Here is a 16,439-nt window from a genome sequence, read left to right on the forward strand (position 1 = left end):
GGCGCGGGGTCAGGAGGTGCGCGGGGCCACCAGGCCGGATTCGTAGGCGAGGACCACGAGTTGGGCGCGGTCGCGGGCGTGGAGCTTGGTCATGGCCCGGTTGATGTGGGTCTTGGCGGTCAGCGGGGTGATGACCATGCGGGCGGCGATCTCGTCGTTGGACAGGCCCTGTGCGGTGAGGGCGACCGCCTCGCGTTCGCGGCTGGTCAGTTCTTCCAGGCCGTCGCCGGCGCGGTTGGGGGGTGGCTGGGTGACGTACCGGTCGATGAGTTTGCGGGTGATCGCGGGCGCGAGCAGGGCGTCACCGCGGGCGGCGACGCGTACGGCGTGCAGGAAGTCCTCCGGGACGATGTCCTTGACGAGGAACCCGGCGGCGCCGGCGCGCAGCGCGTCGAAGACGTACTCGTCCATGCCGTAGTTGGTCAGCATGACGACGTGTACGCCGGCCAGAGCCGGGTCTGCGGCGATGCGCCGGGTTGCTGCGATGCCGTCCATGACCGGCATCTGGATGTCGATGAGCGCGACATCGGGCAGATGCTTCCTGGCGAGCGCCAGGCCCTCTTCGCCGTCGGCGGCCTCGGCCACCACTTCGATGTCGTCTTCGAGGTTGAGCAGCGCGCGGAAGCCGCTGCGCAGGAGCGGCTGGTCGTCGACCAGCAGGACCCGGATCATGAGGCTCCGCCCAAGGGGAGTTCGGCCTGGACGGTGAAGCCGCCCGCGCTGCGCGGCTCGGTGCGCAGGCGGCCGCCCAGGGCGGTGACGCGTTCGTGCATGCCGCGCAACCCGAGGCCAGGCGTCGGCGCGATGTCCGGCGTGGCCTTTCCGTCGTCGTCGACGCGGATGGCGAGGGCGCCTGGCCGGTGGTCGATCAGGACAGAGGCGGTGGTGGCGGCGGCGTGCCGGGAGACGTTGGTGAGCGACTCCTGAACGATCCGGTACGCGGTGCGGCCTACCGCGGCCGGCACGGCGTGCGGGTGCCCTTCGACTCTCAGCGCCGTCTCCAACCCGGTCGTCTGGAACTGTTTCACCAGGTCCGGTATGTGGTCGAGTCCGTGCGGTGGGGTGAGGTCGTCGTCGCGCAGCACCTCCAGGGTCGCGCGCAGCTCCCGGCTCGCCTCCCGGCCGGCTTCCTGGATCGCCAGCAGGGCCTCCGGCACCTGCTCACCCCGCCGCCGGGCCACGTGGACGGCGACCTCGGACTGCACCTTGATGACCGATATCTGGTGGGTGAGCGAGTCGTGCAGCTCCCGCGCGATGCGCAGCCGCTCCTCGTCGGCCCGCCGCCTGGCGGTCTCCTCGCGGGTGCGCTCGGCTTCGTCCGCCCGCCGTTCGGCCTGCCGCACCGCCTCCCCTGCGGCGAAAGCGGCGATCAGCCAGGCGATCTCCAGGGTGGTCCGGGCCTGTGTCACGACCTCGCGCGCAGGACCGCCCGGGAAGACCAGAGAGGTGAGGAGGAGTGCGGCCAGCAGGCCAATGGACGCGGCCAGGGTGACGGCGCGGTGCCCGGCGCGTACGGCGCTGTACACCGCGACCAGGTAGGAGACGGCGAGCACCTCGAACCCGGCCGCCTGGTAACCCACCGCGGACAGCCCGGCGACGGCCAGCACGACGAGCGGTGTCTGGCGGCGCGCGGCCAGCGCCAGCGCGCCGGCTGCCAGCAGCGCCAGGCCGAGCGCCTCGCGGCCCCCGGACGGGTGGGGCCCGGACAGCCCGGTGCCCAGTAGAAGTGCCGCCACCCCCACAGCGATCGACCAGTCGGTGACCTTGGCCGGAACAGTGAACCGCCCCTTGTTCATGGAGGCACCGTAGCCGGACGCGGTGGCGGGCGAGCCCGGCTCACGGACGAGCGGACGACTGCTGCGGGCGCGGTACATGCGCGCCTCCTGCCGTAAGCGCAGTACCTGGCTGCCACACCTGCGGCAGGGGAAAGTGCCTGCGCCTGCGGGACGACCGGCAGGGGGGCCGGGGCGCATTCTCAAGGCGCATCACGGCTCGGAGTCAGCGACGGAGAAGGAGGAGAGCGGTATGAGTGCTTCGGCAGTACTGATAGCGGCAGCCGAGGGCGGGATCATCGGCGACGGACGGACGGGAGCCAACCTGGCCCTCGGGGCAGGGCTGCTCGGTCTGGTGATCGGCTGGCTGGCCCTGGCCCGCGCCGGCGGCCGGACCGGCACTGGCAGCGCGCGCACCGGCGGTAGGTCGGCCATCGCGGTAGGGGCTGTCGGCACGGTCCTCGCGGTGCTGCACCTGGCCACCTCCAGCGGGGGGCCCGGTACCGGCAACGGGCTCGTTGGTGCCGTCGTGGCCGTCCCGCTGGGGCTGGGCGCAGTGTTCCTCGGCCGCCGGGCGCTGACCCGTTTCCGCCGCGCCGCCCAGCCGACCGGATGACCGCCGGGTCACGGCGTGCGGGGGGCCACCGCGCGCCGGACCCCGTAGGCGGCGGCGCCGATGGCCAGGACCGCGGCACCCCAGATCACCGAGGACAGCGGGAGGGCGAAGGCCAGGATGAGGCAGCCGGCCAGCCCGAGGACAGGGACCACTCCGGCCGGGCGGCCCTCGTCCGGGGTGAGGGTCCAGGCGGAGGCGTTGGCGATGGCGTAGTACGCCAGGATGCCGAAGGAGGAGAACCCGATCGCCCCGCGCATGTCCGCCGTCGCGGCGACCACGGCCACCACGGCGCCCACCAAGAGCTCGGCTCGGTGCGGCACGTTGAACTTCGGGTGGACTGCGGCCAGGCCGTGGGGCAGGTGCCGGTCGCGGGCCATGGCCAGGGTGGTGCGCGAGACGCCGAGGATCAGCGCGAGCAGCGAGCCGAGCGCGGCCACCGCCCCACCGACGCGCACCACCGGCGCCAGCCAGTCGGCGCCCGCCGCTCGGGCCGCGTCCGACAGGGGCGCGGCGGCCTGTGCCAGACCCTTCGGGCCGAGGACGCTCAGCACGGAGATGGCGACGACGGCGTAGACGACCAGGGTGATACCGAGGGCGATCGAGATACCCCGGGGGATGGTGCGCTGCGGGTCGCGGACCTCCTCGCCGAGGGTGGCGATGCGCGCGTACCCGGCGAAGGCAAAGAACAGCAGGCCCGCCGCCTGGAGCACCCCGCCGAAGGTCGCGTCGTCCCCGACACCGAGCTGGGCCGCACTCGACGCGGAAGAGGCGAGGGAGGCGACCACCACGGCGGCGAGCACCGTCAGGACCACGGCCACGATCACCCGGGTCAGCAGCGCCGACTTCTGCACCCCTGCACAGTTCACCGCGGTCAGCGCCACCACCGCCGCGACCGCGACGGCATGCGCCTGGCCGGGCCACACGTACCAGCCCACCGTGAGGGCCATGGCCGCGCAGGAAGCGGTCTTGCCCACCACGAAGGTCCACCCGGCGAGGTAGCCCCAGAAGTCGCCGAGCCGCTCGCGGCCGTAGACGTAGGTGCCGCCCGAGGCCGGGTAGCGGGCGGCGAGCCGGGCGGAGGAGGTGGCGTTGCAATACGCGACCACCGCGGCCAAGGCCAGGCTGATCAGCAGCCCGGAACCGGCCGCGAGCGCGGCCGGCGCGAGTGCGGCGAAGATGCCCGCGCCGATCATCGCCCCCAGGCCGATCACCACGGCGTCGGACACCCCGAGCCGCCGCTGCAACTCCTGCGGCCCTGCCGTCGATGGCTTGCTCATGGACTCACCCCTCGGCGACGCAGCCGCATCTCTTACGGGCCCCGATATCGGCTGACGATATAACGTCATATGAGCCCTCGCGCCGCAGTCACCAGACCTCACCGCTGATGCGCAGGGCTTCGTCGATCGCGTTGAGCTTTGCGGCGGACAGGGCACCGGCTCTCTCGATCAGGTCCTCGCGAGTCACGGTGGTCAGCCAGGTGCACGGGGTGAAACCCGGGCGGGGGAACGCGACCCTGACCGCGCCCTCGAAGGGCAGTCCCTCCGCCGCACCGATCACCACCTCGATGCCCAGTTCGCTGATGTCGACTCCCGCGGGTGTGACGACCTGCATCGCCCGAAACCCGGACGGCGTCTGGCCGGACAGCAGCACGACCGGGCGTCGCTCGTCGAACTCGACCCACCAGATCTCTCCGCGCCGCATGTGACCTCCTGGCTCGTCCGCGGAATCCACTGAACGCGGCTGCTTCTCAGGCATCTTTCCACCATGCATGCGGATGTCCTTCGAGGGGGAAGGCGGGCGGTGCTGCGGGTAGGCCGCTGCCGCAGTCAGACACGGCGCCGAGGGCCAGGGCCGCTCGCGCTCCTCAGGTGGTTGTCCCAGCAAGCAAGGAGCGCTGGTGCGCACTGTGGGCGTTGGGGCTGGGCGGATGACTACCTCTGCTCGAAGTAGAAGGAGCGGATGAAGCAGTCTCGCGGTTGGCCGATCGCGAACAGGAGGTCGCCGTCCATGAAGTCCGGCGGGTAGAGCGAGATGACACGGATGCGCTCAGGGCGGAACCGGTGGAAGAGGATGTCGGCGAAAGCCGGCCTGGGCGGCTTTGGCCGCGTAGAACGCGGGGTGTGCCTGGGATCGGTGGTTACGGGCTTCCGCGGCCGAGGAGACCAGTTTGACCACGTCCGCACCGACAGAGGGGCGTAGCAGCGGGAGGAGGTGTTTGACCGTCAGCACTGTGCCGGTGGCTCCGGTGTCTCCGGAGGCGATGGTGTCGGTGATCGCATCGTCGGCGGCGTCTCATACGAAGCCGTATACCAGCATCGTGCTGAGCGGCACATGCAGCAGCCCGGCGACGAGGCCGGTCGCGATGCCGAGATAGAGCGAGCCGATGACCAGGGCGATCACCGGTTCCACTTTCGGCACCAGAATGAGTAGAACAACCACGAGGATGGCTATCGCGGTATGCAGTGCTGTCACGGGGGTTCCTCTCACTCTCACCACGGCGTGAGTACATGTGAGAGAAACACGGGGCTCACGGGGGCGGAAGGCAGGAATCCGCGAGGGGGCTATCGGGCCTGCTTATGGCCCGCGTCACGTACCGGCCCCGTCGGCGCGCCGCCGGGACGCCTCGACGACCTGCTGCAGTGCGGCGACATGGTTCTCCAGGGCGCCCCGGCCTGCGTCGCTCAGACTCACCCAGGTACGCGGCCGCTTGCCGACGTAGCCCTTCTTGACCTCGACGTACCCCTTCGTCTCCAGGGTGCTGACCTGCTTGGACAGGGCGGACGCCGAGACGTCGGCCTCCTCGCGGAGCCAGCCGAACTCAGCCCACTCCACGCCCGCGAGCAGCGACACGATCGTCAGCCGGGTCGGGTCGAGGAGGACGGCGTCGTACTCAAATGTGGCCATTGAGGGTGCTTCCCGTGGTGTGCGGCTCGCGTGTCGCCGACGATGCCAGCGCGCGCTGCATCCGCCCTCCGAAGAGGATCAGCGCGCCGCCCAGGACCACGCCCAGCGCCGTCCGCCAGTACGGCACGTGGACGCCGAAGTCCGGCTGGAGCAGGGCGAATGCGATGCCGGCCGCGGCGAGCACGAGGAGCACCAGCCGGGAGACCAGGGCGAAGCGTCCGGAGATCTCGCTCCTGCGCAGCCGGGCGCGCTGCCCGAGCATCGCCGAGCCGCGGCGGGTGTTGAGCAGCACGACGTAGAGGACGGCCAGCGCCGAGAACGCGGGCGTGGTCCAGCCGGTGACACCGGAACCGAAGAAGTCGGGAGCGGCGAGCACCGCGAAGGTGAGGACGCCGAACACCACGTCCACCCAGCGTGCCGCGCCGGTGCCGTCGTGGGCCTGGGCGCGGCGCTGCTCGATGCTCTGCAACGCCTGGGCCGCCCTGGCGGCCTCGTCGGCCGTGGGCTCGTGGGCTGTGGGCTCGTGGGGCTCGGGCATGGGACCCTCCATCGATGTGCTCCAGCAGAACTTGTTTCCTGAGAGGAAAGTAGTTTCCCGGACCTGGGACGTCAAGTGCGGGCCCCGTCAAGTGCGGGACGCGCGTCCCGTGGACCTCGTTCGTCGCTGACGTTTCGCATTTCGGCGAACCGGCCAATGCGCCCCGTGGGCAGCCGCACCGTAGCGGCAGGTGCGCACCTGTCCGGCTCGCTGAACGAGGAGGCCGCATGCGGCGTCAAACGAAGGTGCCTGCGACGCGGGAGGCGGACGGATGAGGATTCTGCGGCGCCCGCGGATCGAGGAGCCGAAGGTCTCGGAGTCCGAACTGGAGCTGTTCGGCGGCCCGTTGCGCTACGACATGGGCTGGAGCAAGCACGAGTACGCCCGCCTCGACCTCACCCTGTGGGGTGCGCTCAAGTCCCTGCCCCGCCTCGTGGGACACACCATCGCCCTGGCGTGGCGTGCCGACCGGCGCTCACTGGTCACCGTGGGTGCGACCGAGGTGGGTCAGGGCATCGCGGCCGCGCTGAAGCTGCTCGCCGTCAACGCGGCCCTGCACGCGGTGCTCGCGGCCGGTGCCGATGTGCGCGGCCTGCGGCACGCGCTGCCCGCCGGAGCCGTGCTCGTCGTCGTCAACAGTGTCAACGCCGTCCTGGCGTCCTGGTCGACCTCGGCAGCGGGAAGCCTGGAGCCCAAGGTCGAACGTGCCGCGTCCGAGCAGTACTTGGCGGCCTGCGAGCGCGTCGAGATGGCGGCGATCGAGGACGGCGCGTTCCGCGAGTTGATCGACCGGGCGCAGTACGGGGCGAACGAGGCGCGGCACATGATCGGCTCCAGTGTCTCGGCGATCAACAGTGTGTTCTCGCTGATCGCCTCCGGCGGGGTGCTGCTGGCGCTCAACCCGGTCCTGCTGCCGATGCTCATCCTGATCGTGGCGCCGCGGGGCTGGGGCGTGATGCGGGTGGCCCAGCAGCGGTACTTCTCGACCATGACCTGGATCGAGCACCTGCGGGCGAGCCGCGTGCTGTCCACCCTCCTCACCTCGGTCACGGCCGCGCTGGAGGTGCGCGTGCACGGTGTGGGCGGCTTCCTGCTGCGCCACTTCCACCGGATGTCGCACTCCGCCGAGTCCGAGCAGGAGCGCCTGGCCAAGGACAAGGCCCGTACCGAACTGGCCGCGTCCGCCCTCCAGGGGGTCGGTTACCTGCTGACCTTCATGCTGATGATCGGGCTGTGCCTGTCGGGGCACATGAGCGTGGCCGCCTTCGGCACCGCCGCCATGGCGCTCAACTCGGGCTCCGCCGGGATCGGCGCCCTGGTCAGCACGATGAGCCAACTCCACGAGCAGTCCCTGTACGTGCACGACCTGGCGGACTTCCTCGTGAGGGCCGACGACTGGGCCATCCCGGACGGCGGCCTCCCCCTGCCCGACCGGCCCCGGTCCATCCGCCTGGACATGGTGAGCTTCCGCTATCCCGGCCGCGACGAACCGGCGGTCAAGGACGTCTCCTTCACCATCCCGCTCGGCAGCGTCATCGCCCTGGTCGGGCCCAACGGCTCCGGAAAGTCCACGCTGGTCCGCCTGCTGTGCGGACTACACCTGCCCGGCGAGGGACACATCCACTGGGATGACATCAACATCGCCGAAGCCGACCGACACCAACTGTTCGCGCACGTCAGCCTGCTCACGCAGAGCTTCGAACGCTGGCCGTTCACGGCCGCGGCGAACATCCGCATCGGCCAGCCCGGCCGCGAGGCCACCGACGACGAGCTGCGCACCTCCGCCGCGTACGCGGGCGCGGACCGTGACATCGCGGCGCTGCCCCGCGGCATGAACACCCTGCTCGGCAAGCAGTTCCGCGGCGGAAGCGATCTCTCCGGCGGCCAGTGGCAGAAGATCGGTCTGGCCCGCGCGCACTTCCGCGACGCCTGCATGATCATCGTGGACGAACCGACGTCCGCGCTCGACCCGGACGCCGAGCAGCGCGCGTTCGACCAGATCCTCGCCCTCGCGGGACCGGACCGCATCATCGTTCTGGTCACGCACCGGATGGCGGCGGTCAGGCACGCCGACCTCATCTTCGTCCTGGACGAGGGCCGCCTGATCGAACAGGGCAGTCACGCCGAGCTGTTCGCCGCCGAGCCCACCAGCCGCTACGCACACATGTACCGCCTCCAGGCGGAACAGTACGAACACCTCCCCCACCACCCGGTCCCCGGCCCAGCCCGGCCGGCCGTCGCCGAACCGAACTGACCCCATCCCGCTCCGCCGCCCCCCGCCGGCCCCGCCGGCCCCGCCGCAGAAGGGACCACCCCGTGTTCGCCACACAGGACGACTGGAACCACGGTTATGCCGACGGACGGCGCTATCGCCCACTGGACGACGCCGAGCGGTCCTGGCTCGCCGCCCACGTGCCCGCACCACCGACGGACCCCCGGGCCCTCGACGTGGGCTGCGGAACCGGCGAACTCGCCGCACACCTCGCGTCGTTGGGCTACACCGTGGACGCCACCGACTGGGCCGAGCACGCACTCGCCGAGGGCGCGGCACACCACCCCGCGGTGGAACGGTGGCTGAAGCTCGACATCGAACGGGACGACTGGGGCCCGCTGCACGAGTCCGGGTACGACCTCATCACCCTGCGACTCGTGGTCGCGTTCCTGGAGGACCGTGCACGGACCCTGCACGCGCTGGGTCACCGGCTGCGGCCCGGCGGCACCCTGGTCGTCATCACCCCGCTCGCCACCGAGACACCCGCGGAGCGCCGCGGCATCGCCCTCGACGAGGAGGAGCTGCGGGAACTGGGAGCCGACTGGGCCCATGTCGAGCGCACGGACATCCCCGGCATGGCACTCCTCGCCCTGCGTCGTGCCTAGCCACGGATGACTTCGTCTCCCGTGGCCGAGGCATCGGGGAAGGGCTGCGAGCCCAGGTGTCATCCCGCGGAACACGGTGGGGTCGTATTGAGTGCGCGTCTTCACGGTCGTGTCGAGCCCGTGCACATCGCCGTTCCCCCGTGACAGTTCCGGCGCACGGCGCGCAGACAAGAGTGACCCCCGAGCGGGTCATGGCGTCGACCCTCAGGTCGGAGGTGCAGACGCCGACATGCGGAGGCAGGCCGATTCTCCCCCCGACATCGGCCTGCCTCCGCACCCAGAATCCGGCGGCGCCGACCGGTCCCTTCGGGGCCGGACCACGGGGAGTGTGAACGGCATGGCGGGCGGGACGGGAGTGCCGGGGCAGCTGGTCGGCCGGTACCGGCTACAGGGCCTGTTGGGGCGCGGCGCGATGGGCGAGGTGTGGCGGGCCGCGGACCAGGCGCTCGAAGCCCTGCGCGTCACCCTGCCCGCGGCGGAGGCCGTCGGCATCGCCGCCCAGATCACTTCCGGGCTCGCCGCCACCCACCGGCACGGCGTCGTCCACCGGGACATCAGGCCCGCCAACGTACTGCTGACCGCCGGGCGCACGGCCAAGATCGCGGACTTCGGGATCGCCCGGTTCACCGACGCGGCCGGCACGCTGACCGCCACCAGCAGCACGTCGACGCCGTCCCGCCACCGCCCGGCCAACTACGCGCCGAGATACCGCAGTTGCTGTCCGATTACGTGATGCGGCTGCTCGCCAAGGACCCCGCCCGACGGCCCACCGCCGAGCAGGCGGCCGACTGGTTCGCCGGGCACCGCCCGGCATCCGATCCTGTGGTCAGGGACGCCGCCCCGGCGAGCGCCGCCGATCCCGCCCGGCGGCCCGGCGGGCCCCGCGCCGGGGCGCACTCCCGCACCCACCCCGTTCGCGGTTCCCTCGGTCCTCCCGACCGCCACCCCGTCGACGCACGAGCGCGGTGGCGAGGGAGGAGCGAAGGCGCGGCGCGTCAGGCCGCGCGATTGATCCGGGCGGCGATTCCGTGGCCGAGCAGCAGATAAATGGCGGCCGGGAGGCCGTAGTTCAGGACGACGCGTACGCCCTCTGTGTCCATGGTGAATATGTCCTGCGCCCACCAGCCGAGCCAGTCGGCCGTGCCGTGCACGAATTCGACGAATACGTTCGCCTGGTTGGCTTCGAGCAGGAAAAGCAGGATCCACAGGACCAGAAACCCTGCCGCGACATCCGCGATGGTGCTGACGATCAGCGCCGTGCGCCGCGCACCGTTTTGGTGGCGCACTCCGCGCTCGTCATCCATGGGCTGACGGTGCGTGGGGTATCCCGAAACCGGGTCCATGTTGCTCACGAGAATTCCGTTCTGACGAGTGGTACGTCGACTGCTTTGTTCCTCTGCGCCCAGCGGCCGGAAAGTGTTACACCGGCCGCCGGATACGCGAGGCCTACCGGTCGCTGGTGACCGTGACCGGGTCGTCGCTGCGCAATTCGTTCACGAGCTGCTTGACCTTCGGCATGTCCCAGGCGAGGTTGCCGCCGACGCTGCCGGAGATCGGCATGTTCATGGACTTGCCCTGTCCGCTGTTGACGTCCTTCATGGCGAGGAACATCCGACCGAGCTGATAGGGGTTCATGTCCTTGTCCACCACGAGCGTGTCGAGCCCGGCGCCCATGAGGGGGTAGAGCTTGAACGGGTTGAGCGCCGTGCTCGGGGACGCCGCCTGGTTCGAGAGGGTGGACAGGAACTTCTGCTGGTTCTTGGTGCGGTCCAGGTCGCTGCCGGTGAAGGCGTGCCGGGTGCGGACGTAGGCGAGGGCCTGCTTGCCGTCCAGGGTCTGCTCGCCGGCCTGGAAGTCGGCGCCCGACCACTTGTCCTGGAAGCCCTTGTCGAGGTTCATGTCGACGCCGCCCATGGCGTCCACGACGTTCGCGAAACCGGCGAATCCGATCTCCGCGTAGTGGTCGATGCGCAGGCCGGTGTTGTACTCGACGGTCCGCGTGAGCAGTTGGGGCCCGTCGAAGGCGTACGCGGCGTTGAGCTTGTTGGCTCCCATCGCGGGCTGCATCCGCCCGGACTCGGAGCCGCGGAACGTCGGGATGTTCACGTTCGAGTCACGCGGCAGGGAGATGAGCGTCGAGTCGCCCGCGCCGACGTGCAGGATCATCATCGAGTCGGTGCGCTTGCCCTCGGCCGCACCCGTGTGCAGGTCCTTCTCCTGCTGCTTGGACATGCCCTCACGGCTGTCGGAGCCGACGATGAGGTAGTTGGTTCCCTCTCCCCCGCCCGGCCGGTCGACGACCTTGCCGAGGTCGACTTCCTTACGAAGGTTGGAATCGATCCAGAAATAGGTGCCGCCCACAACCAGCAGCAGAAGTACGAGGACCGATATCAGCAGCCTTCTGATTCTGCGTCCGCGACGGGGGCGGGGCCTGCCTGAATCGTAGGGAACGCCGCCACCTTGTTGTGGCGGCACCATCGGACCCTGCGGTTCCATGCCCCGCATACCGTCCGGGCGAGGAGCCGCGTATCCGCGCTCGTACCGATCTTGGAAATCGACGTTCTGGACGCCGCGCCTCTGATTCATGCGGGGCAGTGTGCATTCCGCACCGCCCCCGGGAGCAAGTCGACGAAGACGGCGTCACAAAAGCGGCGTTGCCCTACAACCCGTCTGCGGAAATGGGGGTTCACGCCTCAATTCCGACAACGGGACGCCGGGTTCTCACGCCCGATGTCCACATCTCTCCCCCAAACGCTCACAGAGGCGCAAGGAAATGTCCCTTGAGGTTCATCCCGCATGCGCCCCACGCGAAGGCGGCCGGCACGGAATTACCCCTGCGTCGTGCCGCCGTCCGCCGCCAGGCGGGTGAGCCACTCGCGCAGCAGGCTCTGCTCGGCCTCGCTGAGGACGTCCACCTTGTCGGGCAGTGCGGCGCGCAGCGCGCGGGCCGCCGGGGCAGGGCCGGACTCCGGGGCGGAGAAGGTGGGTTCGGCGCGAGTGATCGCGGCGACCATGGACTCGCGCAGGACGGTCAGCAGTGCCGGGTCGCGGCGTTCCGCCGCAGTGGCGTGCCACGTGAGGACCGCGCCCTGGCCGGTCGCCTGGATGATCTGCGCCGCCAGCTCCTCGTCAACCCGCAGCCACCCCGCGGCCGCGAGCCGGCGCACCCGGCCCCGGAGGATCTCCAGGCCCGCGTGGTGCGCCACGTCCGCCTCCTGGCCGGTGGCCCTGTTCATCACCGCGAAGAGTTCGGGGCGCGTGACCCCGAACTCCACCACCGTGTCCCAGCCGCGGCGCAGCTCCTCCACCGGGTCCTCCGGCGCGGGGTCGAGCTGGGCGCGCTTGCTCTCCAGGAACTGCGTGTAGCCGTGCTCGGCGACCGCTTCCAGGAGTCCGTCCTTGTCGCCGAAGAGGCGGTAGATCGCCGGCGGCTGCATCCCGGCCGCGGCGGCGACCGCGCGGGTGCTCACCGCGTCCGGCCCCCCGCTCTCCAGCAGCTCGACGGCTGCTTCGACGATGCGGCGGCGGGGGCTGTCTGCGGTGTCACGGCTCGGCATGTATCGATGGTAACGACATTTCGGTTCCAGTGTTAGTTCCAGTGTTATCGTTGTAGTGATTCCACTGGAAACATCGTTGGGAGAACCCCGTGATCATCGTGACCGGAGCCACCGGAAAGCTCGGCCGCCGCATCGTCGAGCACCTCCTGGAGCGTGTCCCCGCCGAGCGCGTCGGCGTCAGCGTCCGCGACCCCCGCAAGGCCCAGGACCTCGCCGACCGGGGCGTCCGCGTACGGCAGGGCAGCTTCGACGACCCCGCCTCCCTCGTGCACGCCTTCGAGGGCGCCGAGCAGCTCCTCCTCGTCTCCCTCGACCGCACCGGCGAGGAGTGCGTCGCGGGCCACCGCACCGCCATCGACGCCGCCGTGAAGGCCGGCGTCGGCCGCATCCTGTACACCAGCCAGATGGGCGCCGCCCACGACTCGCTCTTCCAGCCGTGCTGCGACCACGCACGGACCGAGGACCTGCTGCGCGCCACCGGCCTGCCCTGGACCTCGCTGCGCAACGGCTTCTACGCCGCCAGCGCCCTGCAGTTCCTGGAGCCCGCCCGCCACAGCGGCGACATAGCCCTGCCCGCCGACGGCCCCGTGACCTGGACCGGCCACGACGACCTCGCCGAGGCCACCGCCGCGATCCTCACCGACGAGGGCCGCTTCGAGGGGCCCACTCCCCCGCTCACCGGTCCGGCGGCGCTCGACTTCGCCGCCGTCGCCGAGCTCGCGGCCAAGGCCGAGGGGCGGCCCTTCACCCGCACCGTCGTCCCCGACGACGCCTTCCGCGAGCAGGCCGTGGCGCACGGCGCCCCCGCTGCGATGGTCGACCTGATGCTGAGCATCTTCGCCGCGGCGCGAGGCGGCGAGTTCAACGCCGTCGACCCGACGCTCGCCGAGCTGATCGGCCGTGAACCCGCCGGCTTCCGTGCCCTGCTGGAGCGCACCTGGGCCGAATAGGTCCCGAGAGGACTCAACCCCCTCAACCCCCCGTGCTCTCCCGCACGATGAGCGCGTGCCCGACGACATGGTCCCGTGCCGGGCTCTCCCCCGGAATGTCGATGCGGTCGAGCAGAAGTTCCACGGCGGCCCGCGCGATCTCCTGCTTGTCCGGGGCCACCGTCGTCAGGCTCGGCACGCTGAAGCGGGTCGCCTCGATGTCGTCGAAGCCCACCACGTCGAGGCTCCCCGGCACGCTCACCCGCCGCTCGTGCAGCGCCCGCAGCGCGCCCAGAGCGAGGTGGTCGTTGAGGCAGAGCAGGGCGTCGGGGCGCGGGTCCGTGTCCAGGAGCGTGGCCGCGGCCCGTGCGCCGTCGCGCCACTGGAAGGCGTCGACCGGCACCACGAGGTCGCCGTCGAAGGGCACACCGGCCTCCTTCAGCGCCTGGCGGTAGCCGTCGGTGCGCAGCCGGTCCGTGCCCTGCCGGCCGCTCACCCTGCCGCCGACGACGGCGATACGACGCCGGCCCCGGGACAGCAGGTGTGCGGTGGCCTCGCGCGCCGCCGCCACGTTGTCGATGGCGACGTGGTCCGTGCCGCCCCCGGCGGGCCGCTCGCCGAGCAGGACCACGGGAAGACTGCGGTCACGGGTGGCCAGGTCACGCGGGTGCAGCGCGAGCGGACTGAGGACGACGCCGTCGGTGAACCGGGCGTCGAAGCCGTGCAGCGCGGCCAGTTCACGCTCGCGCGCCCCGTTCGTCTGGTGCAGAAGCACGGTCCGCCCGCGCCGGTCCGCCTCGGCCATCACCAGCGTGGCCAGCTCCGCGAAGTACGCGACGTCGAGCTCCGGCACGGCCAGGGTGATCATGCCGGTGCGGCCCTGGCGCAGCTGCCGGCCCGCGATGTTGACCCGGTAGCCGAGCACGTCGATCGCCTCTTTGACGGCCTCACGGGTCCGGTCCGACACCTGCTCGAAGTTGTTGATCACGTTGGAGACGGTCTTGGGCGAGACGCCCGCGTACTCCGCCACGTCCTTGATCCTGGCTCTGGCCGCCACGCCGCTCCTCCCTTCGCTCCGCCCGCCGCCCGAGAGCGTATCCACCCGGCCGCGCCGGTAGACCGACTCGCCGTCCCAGCCGCCGCGTTGACACGCCCTGGCCCCTTCCCTACCGTCCAGAAGCCTTGGGACTTACATCGATGTAAGGAGTCGTTCATGCGCGCACGACCCCGTGCCGCTCTGGTCGCCGCTCTGGCCGCCGCATTACTCGCCCTGCTCGCCGGCCTGGTCGGCGCGACGCAGGCCACCGCGGAGAAGCCCGCACCGGCTGCCGCGAAGAAGCCGGCACCGGCCGCCGCCGCCTCGAACACCTTCCGCAATCCGCTCAACACGGGCCCCGACCCGTTCCTGACCCATGCGAAGGGTCAGTACCACCTCACCACCACCCAGGGCGACAGCATCAAGATGTGGAGCTCGCCGTCCCTGGCCACGCTCCTCGACGCCGACCCGAAGACGGTGTGGACGGACAGCGACGCCTCGCGCAACCAGCACATCTGGGCACCGGAGTTCTACCGCTTCGGCGAGCGCTGGTACATGTACTACACCGCCGACGACGGCACCGACGAGCACCACCGCCTCTACGTCCTGGAGTCGGAGGGCGACGACCCGACGGGCCCGTACCACTTCAAGGCCAAGCTCGCCCCGCCCAACCACGCCAACGACTTCGCCATCGACGCGGGCATCCTCCAGCACAACGGCAAGCTCTACCTCGCGTACAGCGGCCTCAACGCCTACCAGCACAACGGTCTCAACATCGCGCCACTGTCGAACCCGTACACCGTCTCGGGCGACGCCGTCGCCCTCGACGGGGCCGGGGGCTGCCCAGAGGTCCGCGAGGGTCCCGAGTTCCTCAACCGCAACGGCCGTACGTGGATGACCTATTCGACCTGCGACACGGGCAAGCCCGACTACCAGGTGTGGATGATGTCGCTCGCGGACGGCGCCGACCCGCTCGTGCCCGGCAACTGGAAGCAGCACGACGGTCCTGTCTTCAAGCGCGCGGACGACCGCGGCGTGTTCGGCCCCGGCCACCACGCCTTCTTCAAGTCGCCCGACGGCAAGCAGGACTGGCTGATCTACCACGCCAAGACCACCTCGACGAACACCTACAGCAACCGCACCACCCGCGCCCAGAAGATCGGTTGGAACGCCGACGGCAGCCCGAACCTCGGCACCCCGCTCGCCATGGGCGCCACCCAGGACCTGCCCTCCGGCGACCCCGGCTCCGGCAACCACTGGATCAACGACGACAGCCGCTCCAGCGGGTCCGGCTCCGTGAAGTACACCGGCACGTGGAAGTCCGGTACGGGCTGCGCGACGCAGTGCTTCTGGAGCGACGACCACTGGAGCGATACGGCGGGCAACACCGCGACGTACTCCTTCACCGGCACCCGGATCGCCCTGCTGTCCGTGAAGGACACCGGCAACGGCATCGCCGCGATCAGCGTCGACGGCGGCCCCGAGAAGCGGGTCGACTTCTACGGCGCGATCCGCACCGGCGAGACCCTCCAGTACCTCAGCCCACGCCTCTCGAACGGGCCCCACACGGTACGGGTCCGGGTGACCGGCGACCGCAACGCCGACTCCTCGGGTGCGTTCGTGAGCGTGGACCGGGCGGAGGTCTATACGGACTGAGATCTACACGGCCTGAGCGGCGCCGAATCCGGCCGGCAGCCGCGGAGGCGGTCCCTGCGTCCACACCACCCGCAGTGCCGACGCGGAGATCCGCCAGCCGTCGGCCGTCCTGACGAGTCCGGTGTCGGCGTGACCGGCGGAGATGAAGACGCTGCCCGAGCCGTCGGCCAGCACGTGGGTGCTCAACTGGGCACCTCGGGCCGTGGCCCGGTCACCGTCGATCTCGATCACGGCGTTGGTGCCCAGGTGCACGGTCCGGTCGAACAGCGCCATTCCTCCCCGGATACGCGCCAGCACGGCATCGCGGCCATGGACGGTGCCGATGGGCATCTCGGCGGTGACATCCTCGGTGTGGAACGCGCGCGCCCACTCCTCGTCGAACACGCCGTCGTCCAGGGACCGCATGTAACGGTCCAGCAGGTCGGTGATCTCGGCGCGGTCGGTCAGCGCCCGCAACTGTCGCCGCATCTCTTCGGTGTTCATGTCTGCAGAGTTCATGTCTTCGGTGTTCATGACGGGAGCCTCCCGCCTCAAGCGCACTTGAGGTCAAGGAG

General features: G+C 70.7%; 17 protein-coding genes and 2 pseudogenes. 6 read left to right on the forward strand and 13 right to left on the reverse strand.

Annotation, left to right across the window (positions count from 1 at the left end; translation table 11 throughout):
- Window positions 1–9 precede the first annotated feature (9 nt).
- Together OKJ99_RS11640 and OKJ99_RS11645 are read right to left on the reverse strand one after the other, a co-directional pair.
- The gene (locus OKJ99_RS11640; protein WP_326015908.1) at window positions 10–672 is read right to left on the reverse strand and encodes a response regulator transcription factor; all 663 of its coding nucleotides are present in this window, start codon (window positions 670–672) and stop codon (window positions 10–12) included.
- A complete protein-coding gene (locus OKJ99_RS11645; protein ID WP_326016234.1) occupies window positions 669–1,796 on the reverse strand; it encodes a sensor histidine kinase in 1,128 nt (375 codons plus the stop codon). The genes OKJ99_RS11640 and OKJ99_RS11645 overlap by 4 nt, the downstream gene beginning before the upstream one ends.
- A gap of 229 nt (window positions 1,797–2,025) precedes the next feature.
- On the opposite strand from OKJ99_RS11645, the gene OKJ99_RS11650 reads away from it, so the two are divergent.
- Window positions 2,026–2,388 (forward strand): DUF6223 family protein, encoded by a 363-nt coding sequence (locus OKJ99_RS11650; protein ID WP_326015909.1) that lies wholly within the window; start codon window positions 2,026–2,028, stop codon window positions 2,386–2,388.
- Window positions 2,389–2,396: 8 nt separating this feature from the next.
- On the opposite strand, the gene OKJ99_RS11655 is transcribed toward OKJ99_RS11650, so the two are convergent.
- The 6 genes and pseudogenes from OKJ99_RS11655 to OKJ99_RS11680 form a co-directional block, all read right to left on the reverse strand.
- Window positions 2,397–3,665: an APC family permease gene (locus OKJ99_RS11655; RefSeq protein WP_326015910.1), complete on the reverse strand. Its 1,269-nt coding sequence runs from the start codon at window positions 3,663–3,665 to the stop codon at window positions 2,397–2,399.
- A gap of 97 nt (window positions 3,666–3,762) precedes the next feature.
- Window positions 3,763–4,089: pseudogene (locus OKJ99_RS11660) on the reverse strand (type II toxin-antitoxin system PemK/MazF family toxin); the annotation flags it as partial.
- A gap of 230 nt (window positions 4,090–4,319) precedes the next feature.
- Window positions 4,320–4,671: pseudogene (locus OKJ99_RS11665) on the reverse strand (SDR family NAD(P)-dependent oxidoreductase); the annotation flags it as partial.
- Between the two features lie 9 nt (window positions 4,672–4,680).
- Window positions 4,681–4,860 (reverse strand): hypothetical protein, encoded by a 180-nt coding sequence (locus tag OKJ99_RS11670; protein WP_326015911.1) that lies wholly within the window; start codon window positions 4,858–4,860, stop codon window positions 4,681–4,683.
- 114 nt (window positions 4,861–4,974) lie between these two features.
- Window positions 4,975–5,292 (reverse strand): winged helix-turn-helix domain-containing protein, encoded by a 318-nt coding sequence (locus tag OKJ99_RS11675; RefSeq protein ID WP_326015913.1) that lies wholly within the window; start codon window positions 5,290–5,292, stop codon window positions 4,975–4,977.
- Complete coding sequence (locus tag OKJ99_RS11680; RefSeq protein WP_326015914.1) at window positions 5,279–5,830, reverse strand: hypothetical protein; 552 nt, start codon at window positions 5,828–5,830, stop codon at window positions 5,279–5,281. Before OKJ99_RS11680 ends, OKJ99_RS11675 begins: the two co-directional genes overlap by 14 nt.
- 271 nt (window positions 5,831–6,101) lie before the next feature.
- Between OKJ99_RS11680 and OKJ99_RS11685 the strand changes: the two genes are divergently transcribed.
- The 3 genes from OKJ99_RS11685 (at window position 6,102) to OKJ99_RS11695 (ending at window position 9,440) form a co-directional block, all read left to right on the forward strand.
- On the forward strand, window positions 6,102–8,084 hold the full coding sequence (locus OKJ99_RS11685) for an ABC transporter ATP-binding protein (RefSeq protein WP_326015915.1): 1,983 nt from the start codon (window positions 6,102–6,104) through the stop codon (window positions 8,082–8,084).
- Window positions 8,085–8,146: 62 nt separating this feature from the next.
- Window positions 8,147–8,707, forward strand: a complete 561-nt coding sequence (locus tag OKJ99_RS11690) for a class I SAM-dependent methyltransferase (RefSeq protein WP_326015916.1) — start codon at window positions 8,147–8,149, stop codon at window positions 8,705–8,707.
- A gap of 337 nt (window positions 8,708–9,044) precedes the next feature.
- Window positions 9,045–9,440 (forward strand): protein kinase domain-containing protein, encoded by a 396-nt coding sequence (locus OKJ99_RS11695; RefSeq protein WP_326015918.1) that lies wholly within the window; start codon window positions 9,045–9,047, stop codon window positions 9,438–9,440.
- Between the two features lie 262 nt (window positions 9,441–9,702).
- Here the strand turns inward: OKJ99_RS11695 and OKJ99_RS11700 are convergent, their stop codons facing one another.
- The 3 genes from OKJ99_RS11700 to OKJ99_RS11710 form a co-directional block, all read right to left on the reverse strand.
- On the reverse strand, window positions 9,703–10,011 hold the full coding sequence (locus tag OKJ99_RS11700) for a hypothetical protein (protein ID WP_326015919.1): 309 nt from the start codon (window positions 10,009–10,011) through the stop codon (window positions 9,703–9,705).
- A gap of 142 nt (window positions 10,012–10,153) precedes the next feature.
- Complete coding sequence (locus OKJ99_RS11705; RefSeq protein WP_326015921.1) at window positions 10,154–11,293, reverse strand: LCP family protein; 1,140 nt, start codon at window positions 11,291–11,293, stop codon at window positions 10,154–10,156.
- 242 nt (window positions 11,294–11,535) lie between these two features.
- Window positions 11,536–12,264 (reverse strand): TetR/AcrR family transcriptional regulator, encoded by a 729-nt coding sequence (locus tag OKJ99_RS11710; protein WP_326015923.1) that lies wholly within the window; start codon window positions 12,262–12,264, stop codon window positions 11,536–11,538.
- 89 nt (window positions 12,265–12,353) lie between these two features.
- On the opposite strand from OKJ99_RS11710, the gene OKJ99_RS11715 reads away from it, so the two are divergent.
- Window positions 12,354–13,214 carry an SDR family oxidoreductase gene (locus tag OKJ99_RS11715; RefSeq protein ID WP_326015924.1) on the forward strand — a complete coding sequence of 287 codons (861 nt, stop codon included), beginning with the start codon at window positions 12,354–12,356 and terminating at the stop codon, window positions 13,212–13,214.
- Between the two features lie 22 nt (window positions 13,215–13,236).
- Here the strand turns inward: OKJ99_RS11715 and OKJ99_RS11720 are convergent, their stop codons facing one another.
- Window positions 13,237–14,250 (reverse strand): LacI family DNA-binding transcriptional regulator, encoded by a 1,014-nt coding sequence (locus OKJ99_RS11720; protein WP_326015925.1) that lies wholly within the window; start codon window positions 14,248–14,250, stop codon window positions 13,237–13,239.
- Window positions 14,251–14,406: 156 nt separating this feature from the next.
- On the opposite strand from OKJ99_RS11720, the gene OKJ99_RS11725 reads away from it, so the two are divergent.
- Window positions 14,407–15,885, forward strand: coding sequence for a glycoside hydrolase family 43 protein (locus OKJ99_RS11725; RefSeq protein ID WP_326015926.1), 1,479 nt, complete (start codon window positions 14,407–14,409; stop codon window positions 15,883–15,885).
- A 3-nt stretch (window positions 15,886–15,888) separates the two neighbouring features.
- On the opposite strand, the gene OKJ99_RS11730 is transcribed toward OKJ99_RS11725, so the two are convergent.
- Window positions 15,889–16,368, reverse strand: coding sequence for a nuclear transport factor 2 family protein (locus OKJ99_RS11730; RefSeq protein ID WP_326015927.1), 480 nt, complete (start codon window positions 16,366–16,368; stop codon window positions 15,889–15,891).
- Between the last annotated feature and the right edge of the window lie 71 nt (window positions 16,369–16,439).

It is taken from the genome of Streptomyces endophyticus, assembly GCF_035798155.1.
Lineage (GTDB): Bacteria > Actinomycetota > Actinomycetes > Streptomycetales > Streptomycetaceae > Streptomyces > Streptomyces endophyticus.